General features: G+C 60.3%; 16 protein-coding genes. 8 read left to right on the top strand and 8 right to left on the bottom strand.

Going from position 1 to position 17,645, the window contains the following annotated elements:
• The first annotated feature begins 113 nt into the window (after positions 1–113).
• Both ACWHXD_RS25190 and groL read left to right on the top strand, forming a co-directional pair.
• Positions 114–407, top strand: a complete 294-nt coding sequence (locus tag ACWHXD_RS25190; RefSeq protein ID WP_003193940.1) for a co-chaperone GroES — start codon at positions 114–116, stop codon at positions 405–407.
• Positions 408–457: 50 nt separating this feature from the next.
• Complete coding sequence (gene groL / locus ACWHXD_RS25185; protein ID WP_032895444.1) at positions 458–2,101, top strand: chaperonin GroEL; 1,644 nt, start codon at positions 458–460, stop codon at positions 2,099–2,101.
• Between the two features lie 747 nt (positions 2,102–2,848).
• On the opposite strand, the gene ACWHXD_RS25180 is transcribed toward groL, so the two are convergent.
• The gene (locus ACWHXD_RS25180; RefSeq protein ID WP_034134540.1) at positions 2,849–3,562 is read right to left on the bottom strand and encodes a phosphatase PAP2 family protein; all 714 of its coding nucleotides are present in this window, start codon (positions 3,560–3,562) and stop codon (positions 2,849–2,851) included.
• Between the two features lie 49 nt (positions 3,563–3,611).
• Positions 3,612–5,561, bottom strand: coding sequence for an LTA synthase family protein (locus ACWHXD_RS25175; RefSeq protein ID WP_138762257.1), 1,950 nt, complete (start codon positions 5,559–5,561; stop codon positions 3,612–3,614).
• Between the two features lie 201 nt (positions 5,562–5,762).
• On the opposite strand from ACWHXD_RS25175, the gene colR reads away from it, so the two are divergent.
• From colR to ACWHXD_RS25150, 5 genes are all read left to right on the top strand, one after another.
• Positions 5,763–6,446 carry a two-component system response regulator ColR gene (gene colR / locus ACWHXD_RS25170; protein WP_003193936.1) on the top strand — a complete coding sequence of 228 codons (684 nt, stop codon included), beginning with the start codon at positions 5,763–5,765 and terminating at the stop codon, positions 6,444–6,446.
• A complete protein-coding gene (locus tag ACWHXD_RS25165; protein ID WP_003193935.1) occupies positions 6,436–7,716 on the top strand; it encodes a sensor histidine kinase in 1,281 nt (426 codons plus the stop codon). The genes colR and ACWHXD_RS25165 overlap by 11 nt, the downstream gene beginning before the upstream one ends.
• A 188-nt stretch (positions 7,717–7,904) precedes the next feature.
• Entirely contained in the window at positions 7,905–8,585 is a 681-nt protein-coding gene (locus ACWHXD_RS25160) for a class I SAM-dependent methyltransferase (protein ID WP_003193934.1), read from the top strand.
• Between the two features lie 4 nt (positions 8,586–8,589).
• Entirely contained in the window at positions 8,590–9,309 is a 720-nt protein-coding gene (locus ACWHXD_RS25155) for a lipopolysaccharide kinase InaA family protein (RefSeq protein ID WP_003193933.1), read from the top strand.
• Positions 9,306–9,533, top strand: coding sequence for a hypothetical protein (locus ACWHXD_RS25150; RefSeq protein WP_003193932.1), 228 nt, complete (start codon positions 9,306–9,308; stop codon positions 9,531–9,533). Before ACWHXD_RS25155 ends, ACWHXD_RS25150 begins: the two co-directional genes overlap by 4 nt.
• A gap of 203 nt (positions 9,534–9,736) precedes the next feature.
• Here ACWHXD_RS25150 and ACWHXD_RS25145 read toward each other — a convergent pair whose 3' ends face one another.
• From ACWHXD_RS25145 to ACWHXD_RS25135, 3 genes are read right to left on the bottom strand one after another with little or no spacing between them, the layout of a single operon-like run.
• Positions 9,737–10,834: a DUF1513 domain-containing protein gene (locus ACWHXD_RS25145; protein ID WP_032897789.1), complete on the bottom strand. Its 1,098-nt coding sequence runs from the start codon at positions 10,832–10,834 to the stop codon at positions 9,737–9,739.
• Between the two features lie 2 nt (positions 10,835–10,836).
• Positions 10,837–11,901: an imelysin family protein gene (locus tag ACWHXD_RS25140; RefSeq protein ID WP_032895451.1), complete on the bottom strand. Its 1,065-nt coding sequence runs from the start codon at positions 11,899–11,901 to the stop codon at positions 10,837–10,839.
• A gap of 31 nt (positions 11,902–11,932) precedes the next feature.
• A complete protein-coding gene (locus tag ACWHXD_RS25135; RefSeq protein ID WP_138762259.1) occupies positions 11,933–13,372 on the bottom strand; it encodes a di-heme oxidoreductase family protein in 1,440 nt (479 codons plus the stop codon).
• Between the two features lie 140 nt (positions 13,373–13,512).
• Here ACWHXD_RS25135 and ACWHXD_RS25130 point away from each other — a divergent pair, with 140 nt between their 5' ends.
• Complete coding sequence (locus tag ACWHXD_RS25130; RefSeq protein WP_003193928.1) at positions 13,513–14,076, top strand: NAD(P)H nitroreductase; 564 nt, start codon at positions 13,513–13,515, stop codon at positions 14,074–14,076.
• Positions 14,077–14,221: 145 nt separating this feature from the next.
• On the opposite strand, the gene ACWHXD_RS25125 is transcribed toward ACWHXD_RS25130, so the two are convergent.
• From ACWHXD_RS25125 to ACWHXD_RS25115, 3 genes are all read right to left on the bottom strand, one after another.
• Positions 14,222–16,360 (bottom strand): methyl-accepting chemotaxis protein, encoded by a 2,139-nt coding sequence (locus ACWHXD_RS25125; RefSeq protein WP_138762309.1) that lies wholly within the window; start codon positions 16,358–16,360, stop codon positions 14,222–14,224.
• 138 nt (positions 16,361–16,498) lie between these two features.
• Complete coding sequence (locus tag ACWHXD_RS25120; protein WP_138762260.1) at positions 16,499–16,900, bottom strand: YbaN family protein; 402 nt, start codon at positions 16,898–16,900, stop codon at positions 16,499–16,501.
• 108 nt (positions 16,901–17,008) lie between these two features.
• Positions 17,009–17,617 (bottom strand): biliverdin-producing heme oxygenase, encoded by a 609-nt coding sequence (locus ACWHXD_RS25115; RefSeq protein ID WP_032895455.1) that lies wholly within the window; start codon positions 17,615–17,617, stop codon positions 17,009–17,011.
• Positions 17,618–17,645: the final 28 nt, after the last annotated feature.

Below are 17,645 nucleotides of genomic sequence, written 5' to 3'. Positions count from 1 at the left end.
GACATCAGACAGACTTCCGCGTCTCGCCCAGCGAGCCGCGACCGGCACCGCCGGAATTTAACCCGCCGGAATTGATACCGGCCGATGAAAAACACAATTAGGAGAGATCGACAATGAAGCTTCGTCCTCTGCACGACCGCGTCGTAATCCGTCGCAGCGAAGAAGAAAAGAAAACCGCTGGCGGGATCGTTCTGCCAGGTTCGGCTGCTGAAAAAGCCAACCACGGTGTGATCGTCGCTGCTGGCCCAGGCAAAACCCTGGAGAACGGTGATGTACGCGCACTGGCCGTGAAAGTGGGTGACAAGGTTGTTTTCGGCCCTTACTCCGGCAGCAACACTGTGAAAGTAGACGGCGAAGACCTGCTGGTAATGGCTGAGAACGAAATTCTCGCCGTTCTGGAAGACTGATTTCCTCGCTCATTTTCCCGTTACTACAAAGTATTTAAGGAATATCGATCATGGCTGCTAAAGAAGTTAAATTCGGCGACTCCGCCCGCAAGAAAATGCTCACTGGCGTCAACGTACTGGCTGACGCAGTAAAAGCGACCTTGGGCCCGAAAGGCCGTAACGTGATCATCGAGAAGAGCTTCGGCGCTCCGACCATCACCAAGGACGGCGTTTCCGTAGCCAAAGAAATCGAACTGGAAGACCGTTTCGAAAACATGGGCGCGCAGCTGGTCAAAGACGTTGCCTCCCGTGCCAACGATGACGCAGGTGACGGTACTACCACCGCGACCGTACTGGCTCAGTCGATCGTCAATGAAGGCCTGAAGTCCGTTGCTGCCGGCATGAACCCGATGGACCTCAAGCGCGGCATCGACAAGGCGACCATCGCCATCGTCAAAGAGCTGAAGAACCTGTCCAAGCCATGCGCCGACACCAAGGCCATCGCTCAGGTAGGTACCATCTCTGCCAACTCCGACAGCTCCATCGGCGACATCATTGCCGAAGCCATGGAAAAAGTCGGTAAAGAAGGCGTGATCACCGTTGAAGAAGGCTCGGGCCTGGAAAACGAACTGTCGGTTGTAGAAGGCATGCAGTTCGACCGTGGCTACCTGTCCCCGTACTTCGTCAACAAGCCGGACACCATGGTTGCCGAGCTGGACAGCCCGCTGATCCTGCTGGTCGACAAAAAGATCTCCAACATCCGCGAAATGCTGCCAGTACTGGAAGCCGTTGCCAAAGCCGGCCGCCCACTGCTGATCGTGGCTGAAGACGTTGAAGGCGAAGCCCTGGCGACTCTGGTTGTGAACAACATGCGTGGCATCGTCAAGGTTGCAGCCGTCAAGGCTCCAGGCTTCGGCGACCGTCGCAAGGCCATGCTGCAGGACATCGCCGTTCTGACCGGCGGTACCGTTATCTCCGAAGAGATCGGCCTGAGCCTGGAAAGCGCCACCCTGGAAAACCTGGGTAGCGCCAAGCGCGTGACCCTGTCCAAGGAAGCCACCATCATCGTTGACGGTGCTGGCGTTGAAGGCGACATCGAGTCCCGTATCGCTCAGATCCGTGCCCAGGTTGCCGAGACTTCCTCGGACTACGACCGTGAAAAACTGCAAGAGCGTCTGGCCAAGCTGTCTGGCGGCGTTGCAGTGATCAAGGTTGGCGCTGGCTCCGAAGTTGAAATGAAAGAGAAGAAGGCCCGCGTTGAAGACGCCCTGCACGCAACCCGTGCAGCCGTTGAAGAAGGCGTGGTACCTGGCGGTGGCGTTGCGCTGATCCGTGCTCTGGAAGCCCTGACTGGCCTGACCGGCGACAACGCTGATCAGAACGTCGGTATCGCTGTACTGCGTCGTGCCGTTGAAGCACCGCTGCGCCAGATCGCTTCCAACAGCGGCGACGAGCCAAGTGTTGTGGTCAACGAAGTGAAGAACGGCAAAGGTAACTACGGTTACAACGCTGCTACCAGCGAATACGGCGACATGGTCGAAATGGGCATCCTGGATCCAACCAAGGTGACTCGTTCGGCTCTGCAGGCAGCCGCTTCGATCGCTGGTCTGTTGCTGACCACCGAAGTTGCGATTGCCGACAAGCCTAAGGCTGAAGGCGCTGGCGGCGGTATGCCAGACATGGGCGGCATGGGTGGCATGGGCGGCATGATGTAAGCCAGTCTTACCCGGCGCTATAAAAAGCCCCGCCTGCAGTGATGCAGGCGGGGCTTTTTTATGCACGGCTGTGTGCTGGACCTGTGGCGAGGGAGCTTGCTCCCGTGACTGGCGCAGATCTCCCTGACACCCCCACGATCCAACTGTGGAAGCTGGCTTGCCTGCGATGACGCCCTGCCAGCCGACGGCAATCTCCCTGACACCCCGCGATCCCAATGTGGGAGCGGGCTTGCTCGCGAAGGCGGCCTTGCAGGCGACACAGTTGGATTGTGTACATATCCATTGTTGCGGTAACGGCCGCTTAGGGTTCCGCCCTGACGGCGGGTCACTTTGGAAAAGCCCCAAAGTAACCAAAGGGCTCTTGCCCCACCACTCGGCACCTCGCCTAGGCTCGGTGTGCCCGTAATCCGCCAGGGATTTGGGGGGCCGCCGCCACGCGCCATCCATGGCGCGGGGCGGCTAAACCGGCATCCCTGCCGGTTTACCCCCCAAATCCCTGTCGAATTCCGGCCAGCGTGGTTTGACGGGGCGCTTAAGATCAAAATCAAAAGCAGATCAAGAGCAGATCAAGAGCAGATCAAGAGCGACTCGCTTCGCATCGTGGTTACCGTTGGCTTTCGCAGGCAGCCCTAATGGCTTTTTTGTAGGAGCGAGCTTGCTCGCGAAAAACTCAAAGGCGCCGCGTTCATTCAGCAAGCACGCGTTATCGTTGAAGCTTTTCGCGAGCAAGCTCGCTCCTACAGAAAGCTATGACCGTTGCCGTGCAGGCCGGTACAGCAACAAGCAGTACAGCCCCAGGCAAATCAACCAGCAAAAGATCGCTGTCCACACGTTGTGGGAAAAAAAGTGCGCTCCTTGCAGCATACGGCTGACGGAAAACACGCTGCCCAGGCTGACAGCAAAGATGAACGCGTAGCGCGCCAGCCGTGGCCGTCGATCCCGCAGAGCGAAGAACCAGGCGAACAAGGCAAACCCGGTGGCGGCATGCCCGCCGGGCCAGCAGCGGCCGGGTTTGTCGGTAGGCGGGCGCGGGCTGAGCAGTTCGCTGTAGGTTTCCTGGCCGCCGAATTCCTTGAGGCTCCAGGGGCATTGCACGGCGGTGATGGTTTTCAGTGGCGACACGAACGCCGTTGCCATACCCAGCGACAGCACCAGGCACACCAGTTCACGGCGGTACGGTTTGAGCCGCTGCAGGATGAAGCTGCCGACCAGCCCCAGAATCGCCAGTACCGAAAACAGGATCACCAGTTGCTTGGCACGGTCATGCAGGATGTCTTCAAGAAAGAAGCTATAGCGGCCAATGAAGCCGCCCGCCTCTGCGCTGTAGAAATGCCTGGCCAGGTCCATGTCCAGTGACGTCAGTTCCAGCAACAGCAAGGCCACTGCAGCGCTGGCAGGCAGGCCCAGGCACAGCCAAAAATTAAGCGGTTTGGAAACCGGTAAAGAGGAGGGGGATTTCATCTCGAACCTTGGTGAAAAAGCCCCGTGCTACCTGCACGGGGCTTTTTGATTAGCGTTTGCTTAAGACAGGAGTCTCTTCCTTGGGCGCTTTCCAGCTCAGCAGTTGCTGTTTGTAGCCATAACTGGCGGCCTGGTAGTAGGTGATCGCCCGTTGGATCAAGGGGTCATCGCTACCGACGCGCAGCTCCTGGCTCTCGCCCAGGGCCTGGTCGTGGCGACGCAAACCTTGTCGCGGGCTGAGGATCGCCAGGTCCTTGCCATCAAACAAACCCAGGTGCTGGTAATTGCCCACCACCACCCGTGGAGGCAATGGGTTGTCTTGCAGCAGGTTGCGGCCAAAGAATGTCGATTCGTAGCTCAGGTTGAGCAGGCCCAGCAAGGTCGGCGCCAGGTCGATTTGGCTGGACAGTTGGGCGGATTCCCGTGCGTCGATCAGCTTGGGCGCGTAGATAAACAGCGGAATCTGGTAGTTGGTGATCGGCAGGTCTTCCTTGCCGGCGCTGCCAGCCGTGTGGTCGGCGACGAACACGAAGATCGTGTTATCGAACCACGGCTTCTGGCGCGCCGCCTCAAGGAACTGGCCGATGGCGTAGTCGGTGTATTTCACCGCGCCGTCGCGGCCCTTGCCGGACTTGATGTCGATACGCCCGTCCGGGTAGGTGTAGGGGCGATGGTTGGAGGTGGTCATCAGTTGCAGCAAGAACGGCTGTTGCTTGGCGTAATCAGCGTCGGCCAGTTTCAAGGTCTGTTTGAACAGGTCTTCGTCGGCCATGCCCCAGGCGTTTTTGAATGAGATTTCTGCTTCGGGCACGCTGCTCTGGTCCACCACCCGATAACCGTTGCCGCTGAAGAACGCGTTCATATTGTCGAAGTAACCGCGCCCGCCGTAGACAAACACGCTGTCATAACCGATGGCCGAGAGCTGTTGACCCAGGCTGGCGAACCCGCTTTCGCGGCCGATGCGCTTGACGATCGAACGCCCCGGCGTCGGTGGAATTGCCAGGGTAATAGCTTCCAGGCCGCGGTCGGTGCGCGTACCGGTGGCATAGAAGTTATTGAAGTACAGGCTCTGTTGGCGCAACGCATCCAGATTGGGCGTGAGGTTGCGCGCATCGCCATTGCTGCCCATGTACTTGGCGCTGAAGCTCTCGATGGTCACCAGCACGATGTTGGGCTTGCGCAGTGTGCCGGGGTTGGTGATGGCACGGCGAATATCCAGCGGGTCCTGGTCGATAAAGCGGGCGTTGGGTTCACTGAGTTCGGCGCGCAACTGCTTGGCGACCACATCGGTCGGCAGGCTTTTGTAGAACTGGGTGTAGTCCAATTCGTTGTTACGGAACGCGGCAAAGAACTGATAGGGGCCGTTGCTGGCCAATTCGTTGTTGTACGCGTTGCCGCCTTGGGTGCGCGGGCTGTCCTGGCTGACCAGTTGCAGGCTGAGGCCGGCGAGCACCAGCAGGCCCAGGGCGTTGACCAAACGGCCACGCAGCGCAGGCAAGGGCGCTGCCAGCGCGGCATTGAAGGGCTTGCGCAGAGCCACGCTCAGAATCAGTGCAAGCATCGCCAGCAGGCTCAGCAGCTTGCCGATCGGGTAAGACTCCAGCAGGTTGTTCAGTACCTCATCGGAGTACACCAGGTAATCGACGGCGATAAAGTTGAAGCGCACGCCAAACTCATCCCAGAACAGCCATTCGGCCACCGAGGTGAACAGCATGGCGAACAGGCTGATGGTCAGCACCGCTTGCAGGAACCAGCGATGGCCACGGCGGCGCCACAAGGCAGGCGGGCAGAGCAGCAGATACAGGCCAAGCGGCAAGGCTGCATAGGCCAGGAAACCCAAGTCGTAGAGCAAACCCACGCCAAACACCGGCAACAGGTTGCCGCTGACTTCATCCAGGTGGGTAATGAGCAGCACGCTGCGGGTGAGCAGGAAAACCAGTAACCAGGCACCGGTGATCAACAGCAAATAGCGCATTGGCGCTGTTTTGAAAAAACCCATGTCTAAGTTCCTTATATCAATGGGGGGCGATCTTCGTCCTGGCACTGTAGTTAGTTTGTGAAGCTATAGTGAAAAACTTGTTTGGCTTTACAAACAGTTGAAAACCTTTATCGACGGGGCTCTCACCTCTATCCCTGAGCCCCGCTTGGCCTTAAGCTGCGCGAGCCAACACGGCCGTTACCGCGTACGGAGACACTGCCCATGCGAATTCTATTGGTTGAAGACAACCGCGATATCCTCGCCAACCTGGCCGATTACCTGGGGCTCAAAGGCTACACAGTGGACTGTGCGCAGGACGGTTTGTCGGGCCTGCACCTGGCGGCCACCGAGCATTACGACCTGATCGTGCTCGATATCATGCTGCCCGGCATCGATGGTTACACCCTGTGCAAGCGCCTGCGCGAAGACGCGCGCCGCGACACACCGGTGATCATGCTCACCGCTCGCGATCAATTAGACGACCGGCTGCAGGGCTTCAAGTCTGGCGCCGATGATTACCTGCTCAAGCCGTTCGCCTTGTCGGAACTGGCCGCGCGTATCGAAGCGGTGTTGCGCCGTGCTCAGGGCGGCGGGCGTCGTGCGCTGCAAGTGGGTGACCTGAACTACGACCTCGATACGCTGGAAGTTACCCGCGAAGGGCGCCTGCTCAAGCTCAACCCGGTGGGCCTGAAACTGCTCGCCGTGCTGATGCAGAAAAGCCCGCATGTTTTGCGCCGTGAAGTTCTCGAAGAAGCCCTGTGGGGCGACGACTGCCCGGACAGCGACAGCCTGCGCAGCCACGTTCATCAACTGCGCCAAGTGATCGACAAGCCTTTCGCCAAACCGTTGCTGCAAACGGTGCACGGTGTGGGTTATCGCCTGGCCGAGGGTCGTGATGGAGTTTAAGCAAAGCCTTGCCCAGCGGATCATCATCGCTTTCGCCTTGATGAGTGCGTTGGTGGCGGGGGCCTTCGCCGTGGGCATCATTGCGACGGTGCACCTGGTGGAGGAGAAGTTGATCTCGGCGGGCCTGGGCGGTGACCTGCAACGCCTGTTGCTGATGGACAGCGTCGAAGACTGGAGCCACCGGCCAGAGCCGGACCAGCTGTTTTATTTCAGCGGCGGGCGTGGCGATTTTGAACTGCCCAAGGATCTGCGCCATCTGGACCCAGGGTTTCATGAGGTGTTTCGCGAGGCGCTGTCGTACCACGCCATGGTTGAAGTGGTTGATGGTCGGCGTTATGTGTTGCTGCAAGACCAGAGCGATTTCGAAGAGCGTGAGCGCGTGCTGTTTGCGGTGGTGCTGGTGGGCTTCGTGCTCAGCCTGGCGCTGGCGGCGTTCCTCGGCTGGGTGCTGGCCCGCAAGGTGATGGCGCCGGTGGTACGCCTGGCTCGCCAGGTCCGTCATCGTGACCAACTGTTAGGCCTGGCTCCGCCCCTGGCGCCGGATTACGCGGCCGATGAAGTAGGCGAGCTGGCGGTGGCGTTCGACGCCACCCTCGGCCGTTTGCGCCAGGCGTTGTCGCGCGAGCAGCTGTTTACCAGCGATGTGAGCCATGAGTTGCGCACGCCCTTGATGGTCCTGGCCAGTTCTTGCGAACTGCTGCGCGAAAACCCGGCGATCGATCAACGTGGTCGCAACCAGGTCGAGCGCATTGCCCGTGCCTGTGAAGAAATGCGCGAGCTGGTGCAGACCTTCCTGATGTTGGCCCGCGCCAAACACGACGACGCTGCCAGTTCGCCCCAGGGCAACCTCACCCAGGTGGCCGAAGACCTGCTCGGTATCTGGCGCGAGCCCATCGAGAAAAAAGGCCTGGCGTTGATCTACCTGCCGGGCAACCCCCTGGACACCCGCTACAACACCACCTTCTTGCATGCGGTGATGGGCAACTTGCTGCGCAATGCCCTGCATTACACCGAACACGGGTTTATCCGCCTGACACTGGAGCCCAGTGGCTTCGTGGTGGAGGACTCCGGTGTCGGCATCCCCGAGGAGAAGCGCGAAGCGATGTTCGAGCCGTTCGTGCGCGGTAGCGAGAAACGTGGCGAGGGCCTCGGCCTTGGCCTGTCGCTGGTGCAACGGATCTGCGAAAGCCAGGGCTGGAGCGTAAGCCTGAGCACCATGGAGCCCAATGGCTGCCGTTTTCATGTGGAGCTCAACCCAGTCAAAACCTGACCCTTCAGTCTGTCGTTTTGCTGATGCAGACTGCCTGCTTTTCGGCGAAGATGGCCCGGTGCTACTGAATGTTTCTGTAAAGTCTTGAAATGTATGCAGTTGGACAGGACAAGATTTTCACAACGAGTTGACCTGTTGATCACAGTTCGCTGCTTAAGGTCGTAGGCATCAGTTACTGGAGACGTAAGATGCCTTCCCCGATCAAGCTGGAATTTTCTGACAAGTACGACGATCAACACGCGCAGAAATATTTGCTCAAGCATCAGGACAATCTGGCTCGCCGGTTGTCCCACAAACGCGACGAGCAGTTGGCGCGCGGCGCATTGGCCATGGCCGGTGAGCCGGGCCTGGTGTTGGACCTGCCGTGTGGCGCTGGACGCTTCTGGCCGTTACTGGCCGAAAAACCCAACCGTGTGATTATCGGAGCTGACAATTCGGCGTCGATGTTGAAGATCGCCACCGCTGCCCAACCGGCAGAGGTGGTGAAACGGGTACGCCCTTTGCAGACGTCTGCCTTTGATATCGATTTGCCAGATAATTCCGTCGACAGTATTTTCTGCATGCGCTTGATGCACCACATTGGTGAGCCGGAGCACAGGCTGACAATACTGCGCGAGTTTCAACGTGTTACCCGCGACAGCGTGATTATTTCGCTGTGGGTAGACGGCAATTTCAAGGCCTGGAAGCGCAAGCGCAGCGAAGTGCGTCGTCGCAAAAAAGGTGAGCAGGAAGGTTACCAAAACCGGTTTGTGTTACCGGCTGCTACTGTCGAGGCAGAATTCGAGCAGGCCGGTTTCCGTGTTCAGGAATCCCTGGACTTCATACCGCTCTACGCCATGTGGCGAGTGTATGTATTGCGCAAGAGGTAACAGGATGGCAGTTGAGTGCGTAGTAGGCAGTCATGTAGCTCCCGAAGAACGATTTGATTTTTTCTGGCGTCAGCAAGGTGAATGGGTGGAAGAACCCAACCGTCGCCGTGGTGGTGAAAGTGGCGTGCAGCGGGTGATCAGCCCTAACGGTCGCTTGCTCTATTGCAAGCGCCAGACCGGCCACATTTACCGCAGCTGGCTGCACCCCTTTGGGCGTCCGACCGTGCTGCGTGAGCGTGATGCCCTCAAAGGCCTGCGTTTGCTGGATGTGCGTGTGCCGGAACTGGTGTTTTGCGAAGCACGTCGCGACCCGGAGCACCAATGGAAAGCCCTGTTGGTGACCGCGTCCCTGGACGGTTTCGACGAGATTGAAAACTGGTACGCCGCCGGTGGCCGCCAACAGTATGGCGAGGCGGTCCACGAGCGTCTGCTGCAAGAGTTGGCCGGCACCTTGGCCCGTATGCACAAAGGCCGCTGGCAACACGGTTGCCTGTATATCAAGCACATTTTCGTGCGGGTGACCGGTGAGCCTGATGCGGCGACAGTGGAAGTGGCCCTGCTGGACTTTGAGAAATGCCGCCAGCGCCTGACCGCTTATCGGGCCGCGTCCCACGACATGCTGCAATTGCGCCGCCATTCGTCGTGGAATGATACCGACTGGAAAAAACTCAGCTACTTTTACGAGACGGCGTTTGGCAGCGCTATCAAGGGTTTAACCAGATGAAGCTAGAAATAGCACGAGGTTTGTTTCTGGTCGGGGCATTGGGTGTTGCAGCCCTGGCCCTGGCGGTATGGGAACAACCTCGTACACAAGTGTTGAGTGCGGTAGACGGTGGCGGGCAATGCCTGCTGCCACGCATTGCCAAGACGAGTGTGGCGGCCAAGCCCGACCATGAATTGCTGTTATTCATGTTCGGCATGTCTCAAGCGATGAGGCCGCAAAGTTGAAACGATTGACCCCAAAAGGGCCTTGCGATGCAAGGCCCTTTTTTGTGTCTGACACCTCAACTGTTGTAGGAGCGAGCTTGCTCGCGAAAAGCCCACAGACGACACGTTCATTCAGGATGGGCGCGTCATCGTTCCCACGCTCTGCGTGGGAATGCCTCTTGAGACGCTCTGCGTCTCGTCCGATCAGCCACCAAAGGGTAGTTTCAGACCAGGTGCAGGTGGTTATCCCAGAACCCCGCCGGTAACTCCAGGGGGGTTGCCAGTAACTTTTCCTGGCGGCAGTCATAGAAGCGGCAACGCCCCTGACCCGATGTCACCACAAACCCATCCGCCACCGCGCCCACCCCCGCACAGTCCGGCAAGGGCCCATCCAGGCGCAGTTCGGCGGTGTCCATGTCCCAGATAAAAAAGCGGTTGCCCCGCGGTGCCGTCAACGCCACCAGGCGCAGTTCGCTGTGCACCGCCACGCTGGCGGTGTAATGCCCCATCGCCTGCAACTGCTCATCGGCCACCGGGAACGCCACGAACGGCTGCCCCGGGCGCTTGATCGCAAGCAACTCGGAACGCTCCTGGGACGGGCCCATGAACTGCTGCCCGGTGAGGATGGTGCCATCGCTGGCTATGCCCATGTGCCGCACGCTGTTCATCTGCTGGGCCAGGGTTTCCTTGCTGATCAGGCTGCCGTCGCGGCGCATCAGCACCAGGCTCGGCTCCATGGCATTGAGGTTCATCTCCACCCGGCTTTCGGCTTCGGTGCGAATGCCACCGTTGGCCACGATCAGCGTCTCGCCGTCGGGCATCCACGAGACTTGATGCGGGCCGATGCCGTGGGTGGATATCTCGCCGCTGTGCACCAGCCGCTCACCTTCGAACTTATACACACCCAACAGGCCACGGCCAGGGTCGGAGGTGTCGTTCTCGGTGGCGTACAGCCAGTCGCCGCTCTTGTGGATCACCGCATGGCCATAGAAATGGCGGTTGGCGTTCGAGGTGATGGTTTGCAGCAGCGCGCCATCGCGCAGGTCGATCAGGTAGCTCTCGGTGCCTGGGCGACGGGCGACGAACAGCGCAATCGGCAAGGTCGGGTGGTTGATAATGTCATGGCAGCGCTGGCCGACCTGGGTGGCAAATACCGGCTTGCCGTCCAGGCGATAGCCGACAGCGTAGTGCTTGCCGTCGGCATCATCGCGCGCCGACAGCAGCAGCGGGCCTTTGTCTTTGTGCTTGAACAGCGTCCAGCCACCCAAGGTGATAGCGCTGAGCAGCACGCTGCCCACCGCCAAAGCCTGTCGCCTGAGCATCATCAGTCACCGTCGTTGGCGTTAAAGCCCAGTTGTACGCCCAGCGCCTTGGCCAGTTCGCCTTCGTGCAGGCGGTGGACCACGTTGAGGCTGTCGTAGATGTCGTTGAGTTGCTGGCGCCCGGCGTCGTCATTCAACAGTTCGTTGAGGGTGCGCTGGTTGCTGGCGAACAGTTTCAGGGACGCTGCGTAGGCGGCGTCGATTTTCTCGGCCAGTGGCTTCTGGTCCGCCGGCAGCAGGCCACGCAGGCCTTTGTTATCGACGCCTACCCATACGGTTTGAGCGGCGGCAAGGCTGGCTTCCAGGCTTTGCAGGGACGACTGGCTGCGCCAGGCATCAGCCTGGAACGGTTGCGGGATACCCTTGGTCTGGCGGCCCATCGGGGTGCCGAGCTTTTTCTTCAGGGTGTCCAGGGCGGTCACTTGCACGCGCAGCAGGTCGGCGATGGCTTCGTGGGAATCAGCGTAGCGCTGGTTCGGAAACTTGGTCATCTGCGCGAGCATGCCGTCGGTGCTGTTCCAACTGGCCAGGATCTCTTCGGCCAGGACTTTCTGGCGTTCACCGATCGCCATCAGCAGCGGGCAATAGCGCGCTTTCTGGGCGGCGTCGGCGACGTCGGGCTTGGCGTCGTAGAGAATGTATTCGTAGGCCGACAGGCCTTGTACCACCACGCTGGATTTCGCCAGAGCGGCGGCGTCGATCTGCGGCTGGGCGCTGACCAGTTGCTCGACCTGACGGCCTACCAGGTTCTTCTTGTCTGGCCAGAATTGCACCTGCCACGCCCGGTTGCCTTCGGCCAGCGGGCCGATCAGCAGCGGTTGCAACTCGGCCCAGGCTTTTTGTGCGTGCAGGAAGTCGGCGCGGGCGGTGTCCAGGCTTTCCTTGCCTTGGCAGTAGGCCAGGGCGCTGACTGCCAGTTGACGGTCGGCCTCAACCCAGCGGCTGTAGGTTGGCAGGATCACTTGCTTGGCGATGGCTGCCGAGGTCACGGCTTGCGGGTCTTGGGGCGAGCAGGCGCCCAAGGCCAGGGCGGCGAGGCTGGTGAACAACAACTTGGGACGAAACATGTCGAGCTCCCTTCTGTAAGTGGGGCAAAGCTTATAAAGAATTCAGGAACGCCAGCAACGCGGCACGCTGCTCGGCATTGAACGACAACACATGTTGCTGCGCCGCTTGGGCTTCACCGCCATGCCACAGCACGGCTTCAAGCAGGTTGCGGGCGCGGCCGTCATGCAGGAATTGGGTGTGGCCACTCACGGTTTGCGTCAGGCCGATGCCCCACAGCGGCGGGGTGCGCCAGTCGCGGCCGGTGGCTTTGAATTCGCTACGGTTGTCGGCCAGGCCTTCGCCCATATCGTGCAGCAGCAGGTCGCTGTAGGGGCGGATCACCTGGTTGGCCAGTTCAGGTTCGGCGGCGTTGGCGGCCGTGGTGAACGTGGGCTTGTGACAGCCCTGGCAACCGGCCTGGTAGAACAGGTTCTTGCCGGCCAGCACTTGCGGTGTATCAACGTCGCGGCGTGCGGGCACTGCGAGGTTGCGGGTGTAGAACAGCACCAGGCGCAGGATGTTATCGCTGACTTCCGGCTCACCCTCGGGGCCATTGCCGTTGGGCGCCTGTTTGCAGGCCACTTGGGCGTCGGTGCAGTCATCGAAAGGTCTCAGGGACGTGGTGAGGCCCATATCACCAGAAAACGCGTGAACGTTTTGTTGATTGAGGTTGGGCTGCCCGGCTTTCCAGCCAAAACGCCCGAGGACAGTTTTGTTCTGGGCGTCATCCCAGACCCAATTGGCGCGGCCCACGATGGCCTCTTTGTCGGCGGTCTTGGGGTTGGTATTGCGCAGGATATCGGCATCGCTGATCGCTTCGAGCAGGCCCAGGCCGATCATCGGCGGGGCGATACGCGCCGAGAAGCGTGTGTCGGGGTGCATCGGGCCGTAGCCGAGCTGGGTGATCTGCAGGTCGGGCTTGCGTAATTCAACCAGCGTGCCGTCCTTGAACCTGACGTTGACCGGTGTGTAGTCGACCCTCACCTTGCCTTCCGGCGCGACGCCGGGCACGGCCATGTCCTGGAGTTGCCCGCCGTAGACCGGCTCGGGCACTACGCCAATCTGTTCGATGAGCTTGGCGTAGGCTGACTGCTCTGCAATAGAGGGATGGATGGACAGGCGCACCAGCATCGAGACGGCATTGGGCGCGTCAGGCAGTGGCGGGTGGCCACGGCCATCCTTGATATGGCAGTTCTGGCAGGCGTTGGTATTGAACAGTGGGCCCAGGCCATCGCGCGCCGTGGTGGTAGACGGCGCAATCACCCACGGGTTGCGAAAGAAACTGTTGCCGACGCTGAAGTCCAGGCGCCGCGTGGGCGCCAGGTTGGCCGAGGGCAGGGAAAAGGCGTTCTGGTCGCGCTTGTTTACCGTCGCCGCGCCACCGGCCCGCGATTCACCCGGCTCTGCTTTCGTGAAGCGAGGGGCGTCATCGCAAGCAGTCAGGCTTAAAGCCATCAACGCTGCAGGCAGGTACAAAAGCGCACGGAACATCGAGATTCCTGGACGAGGGCAGAAAATTAAGGCGCAAAGTCTAACAGGGCAGGGCAGATTGAATAAGAGCAATTATCGTTTGGTGGCATCCCGATTCTTTCCCGTTAGAATGACCGCACATTTTTTTATGGAGGTGGCCAATGCAGGCTCTCGACGCTTTGCTCAACCGTGTTTCCGTGCCCCGTTTGCTCGACCCGGCACCGACCCAGGAGCAGCGCGACCTGCTGTTCGCCGCCGCCATGCGCGCGCCCGATCACGGCCAACTGCGCCCGTGGCGTTTCCTTACCGTGGAAGGTGCAGCGCGTGAGCAGATGGGCACGCTGTTGGCCGAAGCCGCCCGCCTGCAGGACGCCGACGCACCGCAAGCCGCCATCGACAAAGCCCAGAACGGCCCGCTGCGTGCGCCGCTGGTGGTGGTGGTGATTGCACGCTTGCAAGAGCATTTCAAAGTGCCCAAGTCCGAGCAATTGCTGGCCGCCGCCTGCGCGGCCCACGGCATTCTGCTGGCGGCGTATGCCCAGGGTATTGGCGCGGTGTGGCGTACCGGCGAATTATCCTACTCAGCTCACGTTGCCAAAGGCCTGGGGCTGGCGGCGAATGAAGAAGTGATTGGCTTTCTGTACCTGGGCACGCCGCAGAACCCGCCGCGCACGGCGCCGAAGGAAGACCTGACGCCGTTCGTCCAGGCCTGGCCCGGCCGGTAATTCACCCCCATTCTGCTCTATATGTAGGAGCGAGCTTGCTCGCGAAGAACTCACAGACGCCGCGTTTATTCAGAAAGCACGCGTTATCGTTGACGTTTTTCGCGAGCAAGGTCGCTCCTACAGGGGCAATGTTTTCAGGACCGAATCAGACCCTGAACTGATCCATCAACTTCATTTGCTGGCTGGCCAGCGCATTGAGCTGGCTGCTGATCGCCGCTGACTCGGTAGCCTGGCCGGTGAGGGTTTCGGTCACAGTACGAATCGCCGAGACGTTGCGGTTGACCTCTTCGGCCACCGCGCTCTGCTGTTCGGCCGCGCTGGCGATTTGCAGGTTCATGTCGCTGATCACCGTGACCGCGTCGCTGATCTTGCCCAGGGCTTGCACGGCTTGATGGATCTGCCCGGCATTGCTCTGGGCCTGATGCTGGCTGGAGTGCATGGTCGCCACTACGCCACGGGTGCCGCTCTGGATACGTTCGATCACCAGGCGGATTTCTTCCACCGAGTCCTGGGTGCGTTTGGCCAGGTTGCGGACTTCGTCGGCCACCACCGCAAAACCACGCCCGCTTTCCCCGGCGCGTGCCGCTTCAATCGCCGCATTCAACGCCAGCAGGTTGGTCTGTTCGGCAATGCTGCGGATCACCTCCAACACTGAACCGATTTGCTCACTGTTGACTGCCAGGGCTTCGACTTCGCCCACGGCTTTGCTGACTTCGTCGGCGAGGGTGGTGATATCGCGGGTGCTCTGCTCGATGATCGACATGCCCTCGCGTGCCGACTGGTCGGCGCCGCGTGCCGCGCTGGCGGCATTGGAGGCGCTGTTGGCCACGTCGTGGGCGGTGGCGCTCATTTCGTTCGACGCGGTGGCGACCTGGTCGATTTCACGGAACTGCACTTGCATGCCTTCGCTGGTCTGGCGCGCAATGGCGGACGACTGATCGGCCGTCCCGCGGGCTTCGGTGATGCTTTGCTTGATCTGCGCAATGGTCGGCTGCAGCTTGTCGAGGAAGCGGTTGAACCAATTCACCAACTCGCCCAGTTCGTCTTTCTTGGCATAGGCCAGGCGCTGGGTGAGGTCGCCGTCACCGCTGGCGATGTCCTTGAGCATGGCGGCCACGCTATTGATAGGGCGGGTCACGCCTGTAGCGGTCAGCCAGATCAGCAGCAAGCCCAGCAGGCCAGCGGCGGCGGCCACCAGCAGGGCTTTGAGCGTGCCCGTGGCCTGGGCCTCGTCGAGCACGGCTTGGAGTTTTTCGTTGTCGGCCAACATCACCGCTTTGGGCAGCTTGATCACCACGCCCCAGGATTTGGCACCGGCAATCGGCTTGAGCGGGTACACGGCACGAATGGTGTCTTCCTGTTCGCGGATAACCGGCCGGTCATTGGCCAGCAGTTGCACGATCTCCTTGCCTTCGGCGCCGATGCTGTCGATCAGGTTCTTGCCGACTTTGCCTGGTTCACCGCTGTAGGCGGCGATCAGGCCGGTGCTGGACAGAATCTCCAGGTGGGCGGCACCGTTGAACAGGTCTTTTTGCGCCGCATCGGTGGTCGCTTGCAGGGCGGTGAGGGCGATATCCACGCCGATCACACCGATGACTTTGCCGTCGACGATCAGCGGCAAGGAAATGGTGGTCATCAGTACCGGTTTGCCGGCCACCGTGTCTTCGTACGGGTCCAGCAGGCAAGTGCTGCGCGTGTCCCGTGGGCAGGTGTACCAGATGTTGTAGGGCGTACCGCTGAGGTTGAGGGTGGTCTTGGTCAGGTCATCTTCGACCATGATGGTGTTCTGGCCTTCGCCGCCAGCCCGGCTCCAATAGCTGGAAAACCGGCCTTTTTCATTGGAGACGCGCGCCTTGTCGTCGATGAATTCGCTGTCCTTGCCATCCAGCCCGTTGGGTTCGAACGACAACCAGATGCCCAGCACTTTGGTGTTGCGCTCGAACGCGGTTTTGACGCTGCGGTTGAGTTCTTCACGCAGGGCTCCGGCTTCCAGGGAACGCTGGGTGCCCAACTGACGCAGGTCTTTGATCTGGTCGGCAAGGGCGGTGACCACCAGCAGGTTTTCGCCGAAGGTCTTCTGCAGTTGCGTGGCCTGTTCGGCCGCTTTGGATTGCAGCAGTTGCTCCACGCTGGCGGTGAGCATTCGTGAGCTTGAATCGCTGACCAGTCGATCGTTCTGGTTGGTGTTGTAAATATTGATGCCGACCACCAGTGCAATCACACCCAGCAGACACAGGCCGGACAGCAACACGATTTTCAAGCGGATGGAGAGGGTGTCGAACATAGGTTCACTCACGAATGGACTTGTTGGAATGCACGCAAACGCGCCAAGTCCCTTCGGCGTCATGCCTGAAACATCGGCGTCACACATCAATTCATGAGAAATAGGCGATGAGCGGTAGGAAAACGCCTACGCGCAGCTTCAGACGGGCCGTGCCAGCTGTTCGGGGCGGGACCAGATCCACAGGTTGCCCAGGCTCATCCCGACAATCGCCAGGTACACCGGCCAGCCGTGATCGAGCATCACCAGCATCAACACGGCGCACAGCAACATGCTCACGGTGGCGCTGACTTTGGCGCGGCGGGCGATAATCTTGCCATTGCGCCAGTTGGACAGGATCGGGCCGAACAGGCGATGGTTTTCCAGCCAGGCGCTGAGGCGCGGCGAGCTTTTGGTGGCGGCCCAGGCGGCGAGCAGGATGAATTCGGTGGTGGGCAACCCCGGTATCACAATCGCCACCAAGCCGATCCCCAGGCTGACGTAGGCCAGCAGGCCAAAGAGGGCTTGGGCGATTTTCGAGGAGGATTGGGGTTTGCCGGTCATGCTGCAGTTTTCTGGTGGGAAGGTTTACACATTGTTAGCCATGAAATGCACTCAACTGTGGGAGCAGGCAAGCCAGCTCCCACATTGAACCGCTGTCTACCGGAATACTTATGCTAGTTCCGGGGCGCTAGCGTACGCCTGTTCCAGCAACACGGTGAAGCGCACAAACGCATCAATCGCGCCTTTTTCCACGGCAGCTTCTTCTTCGGCACTGAACTCCAGGCCGTCGAGGGTGCGGGTGAAACTCTTCCAGCCCTCGGCGCGACCACCGGCTGGCTCGCCCAGGTGGCGCGCACCGAAGGTTTCACTCAGGCCCAAGCCCACGGCGCGCTTGATCAGGAACGCAGCGCCCAGCTTGGAGCCTTCGGAGACGAACAGCCAGCCCAAAGCTTCGGCTTTGCTGGGGGTGTTCACCGCGCCGGCAACCGGGGCCGGGATTTCGGTGTCCAGGTCTGCTAGGTCGAGCTTGGCCGCTTCGGCGCGGCAGCGGGCGGCCAGGTCAGGGATGATCTGGTTCAGCTCGGCATCGTTGTACAGGGCCACCAGTTCCGATTGGAACAGGTATTGGGCCACCACGAAGCGGGCGAAGTTGGCCTGGGTTTCGAACGGCGCGTGAGCCTTCACCAATGCGTCGAGCTTGGTGTGCGGCGCGTTGGTGATCTGGTTCAGGCGTTGGGAGCGCAGGCTTGGGCGTTCTGCGGTGGAAGAAGCGGTCATGAAAAAAGTCCTTGAGAAGAGAAGCGCC

The organism is Pseudomonas fjordensis (assembly GCF_976987115.1).
Note: the sequence above shows the minus strand (reverse complement) of the source record. Positions and strands in the feature narration are given on the sequence as shown.

Excerpts from the sequence above, each read along its gene's own strand:
- ACWHXD_RS25190 (WP_003193940.1), top strand. The coding sequence starts at position 114 with ATGAAGCTTCGTCCTCTGCACGACCGCGTCGTAATCCGTCGCAGCGAA.
- groL (WP_032895444.1), top strand. The coding sequence starts at position 458 with ATGGCTGCTAAAGAAGTTAAATTCGGCGACTCCGCCCGCAAGAAAATG.
- ACWHXD_RS25180 (WP_034134540.1), bottom strand. The coding sequence starts at position 3,562 with ATGAAATCCCCCTCCTCTTTACCGGTTTCCAAACCGCTTAATTTTTGG.
- ACWHXD_RS25175 (WP_138762257.1), bottom strand. The coding sequence starts at position 5,561 with ATGGGTTTTTTCAAAACAGCGCCAATGCGCTATTTGCTGTTGATCACC.
- colR (WP_003193936.1), top strand. The coding sequence starts at position 5,763 with ATGCGAATTCTATTGGTTGAAGACAACCGCGATATCCTCGCCAACCTG.
- ACWHXD_RS25165 (WP_003193935.1), top strand. The coding sequence starts at position 6,436 with ATGGAGTTTAAGCAAAGCCTTGCCCAGCGGATCATCATCGCTTTCGCC.
- ACWHXD_RS25160 (WP_003193934.1), top strand. The coding sequence starts at position 7,905 with ATGCCTTCCCCGATCAAGCTGGAATTTTCTGACAAGTACGACGATCAA.
- ACWHXD_RS25155 (WP_003193933.1), top strand. The coding sequence starts at position 8,590 with ATGGCAGTTGAGTGCGTAGTAGGCAGTCATGTAGCTCCCGAAGAACGA.
- ACWHXD_RS25150 (WP_003193932.1), top strand. The coding sequence starts at position 9,306 with ATGAAGCTAGAAATAGCACGAGGTTTGTTTCTGGTCGGGGCATTGGGT.
- ACWHXD_RS25145 (WP_032897789.1), bottom strand. The coding sequence starts at position 10,834 with ATGCTCAGGCGACAGGCTTTGGCGGTGGGCAGCGTGCTGCTCAGCGCT.
- ACWHXD_RS25140 (WP_032895451.1), bottom strand. The coding sequence starts at position 11,901 with ATGTTTCGTCCCAAGTTGTTGTTCACCAGCCTCGCCGCCCTGGCCTTG.
- ACWHXD_RS25135 (WP_138762259.1), bottom strand. The coding sequence starts at position 13,372 with ATGTTCCGTGCGCTTTTGTACCTGCCTGCAGCGTTGATGGCTTTAAGC.
- ACWHXD_RS25130 (WP_003193928.1), top strand. The coding sequence starts at position 13,513 with ATGCAGGCTCTCGACGCTTTGCTCAACCGTGTTTCCGTGCCCCGTTTG.
- ACWHXD_RS25125 (WP_138762309.1), bottom strand. The coding sequence starts at position 16,360 with ATGTTCGACACCCTCTCCATCCGCTTGAAAATCGTGTTGCTGTCCGGC.
- ACWHXD_RS25120 (WP_138762260.1), bottom strand. The coding sequence starts at position 16,900 with ATGACCGGCAAACCCCAATCCTCCTCGAAAATCGCCCAAGCCCTCTTT.
- ACWHXD_RS25115 (WP_032895455.1), bottom strand. The coding sequence starts at position 17,617 with ATGACCGCTTCTTCCACCGCAGAACGCCCAAGCCTGCGCTCCCAACGC.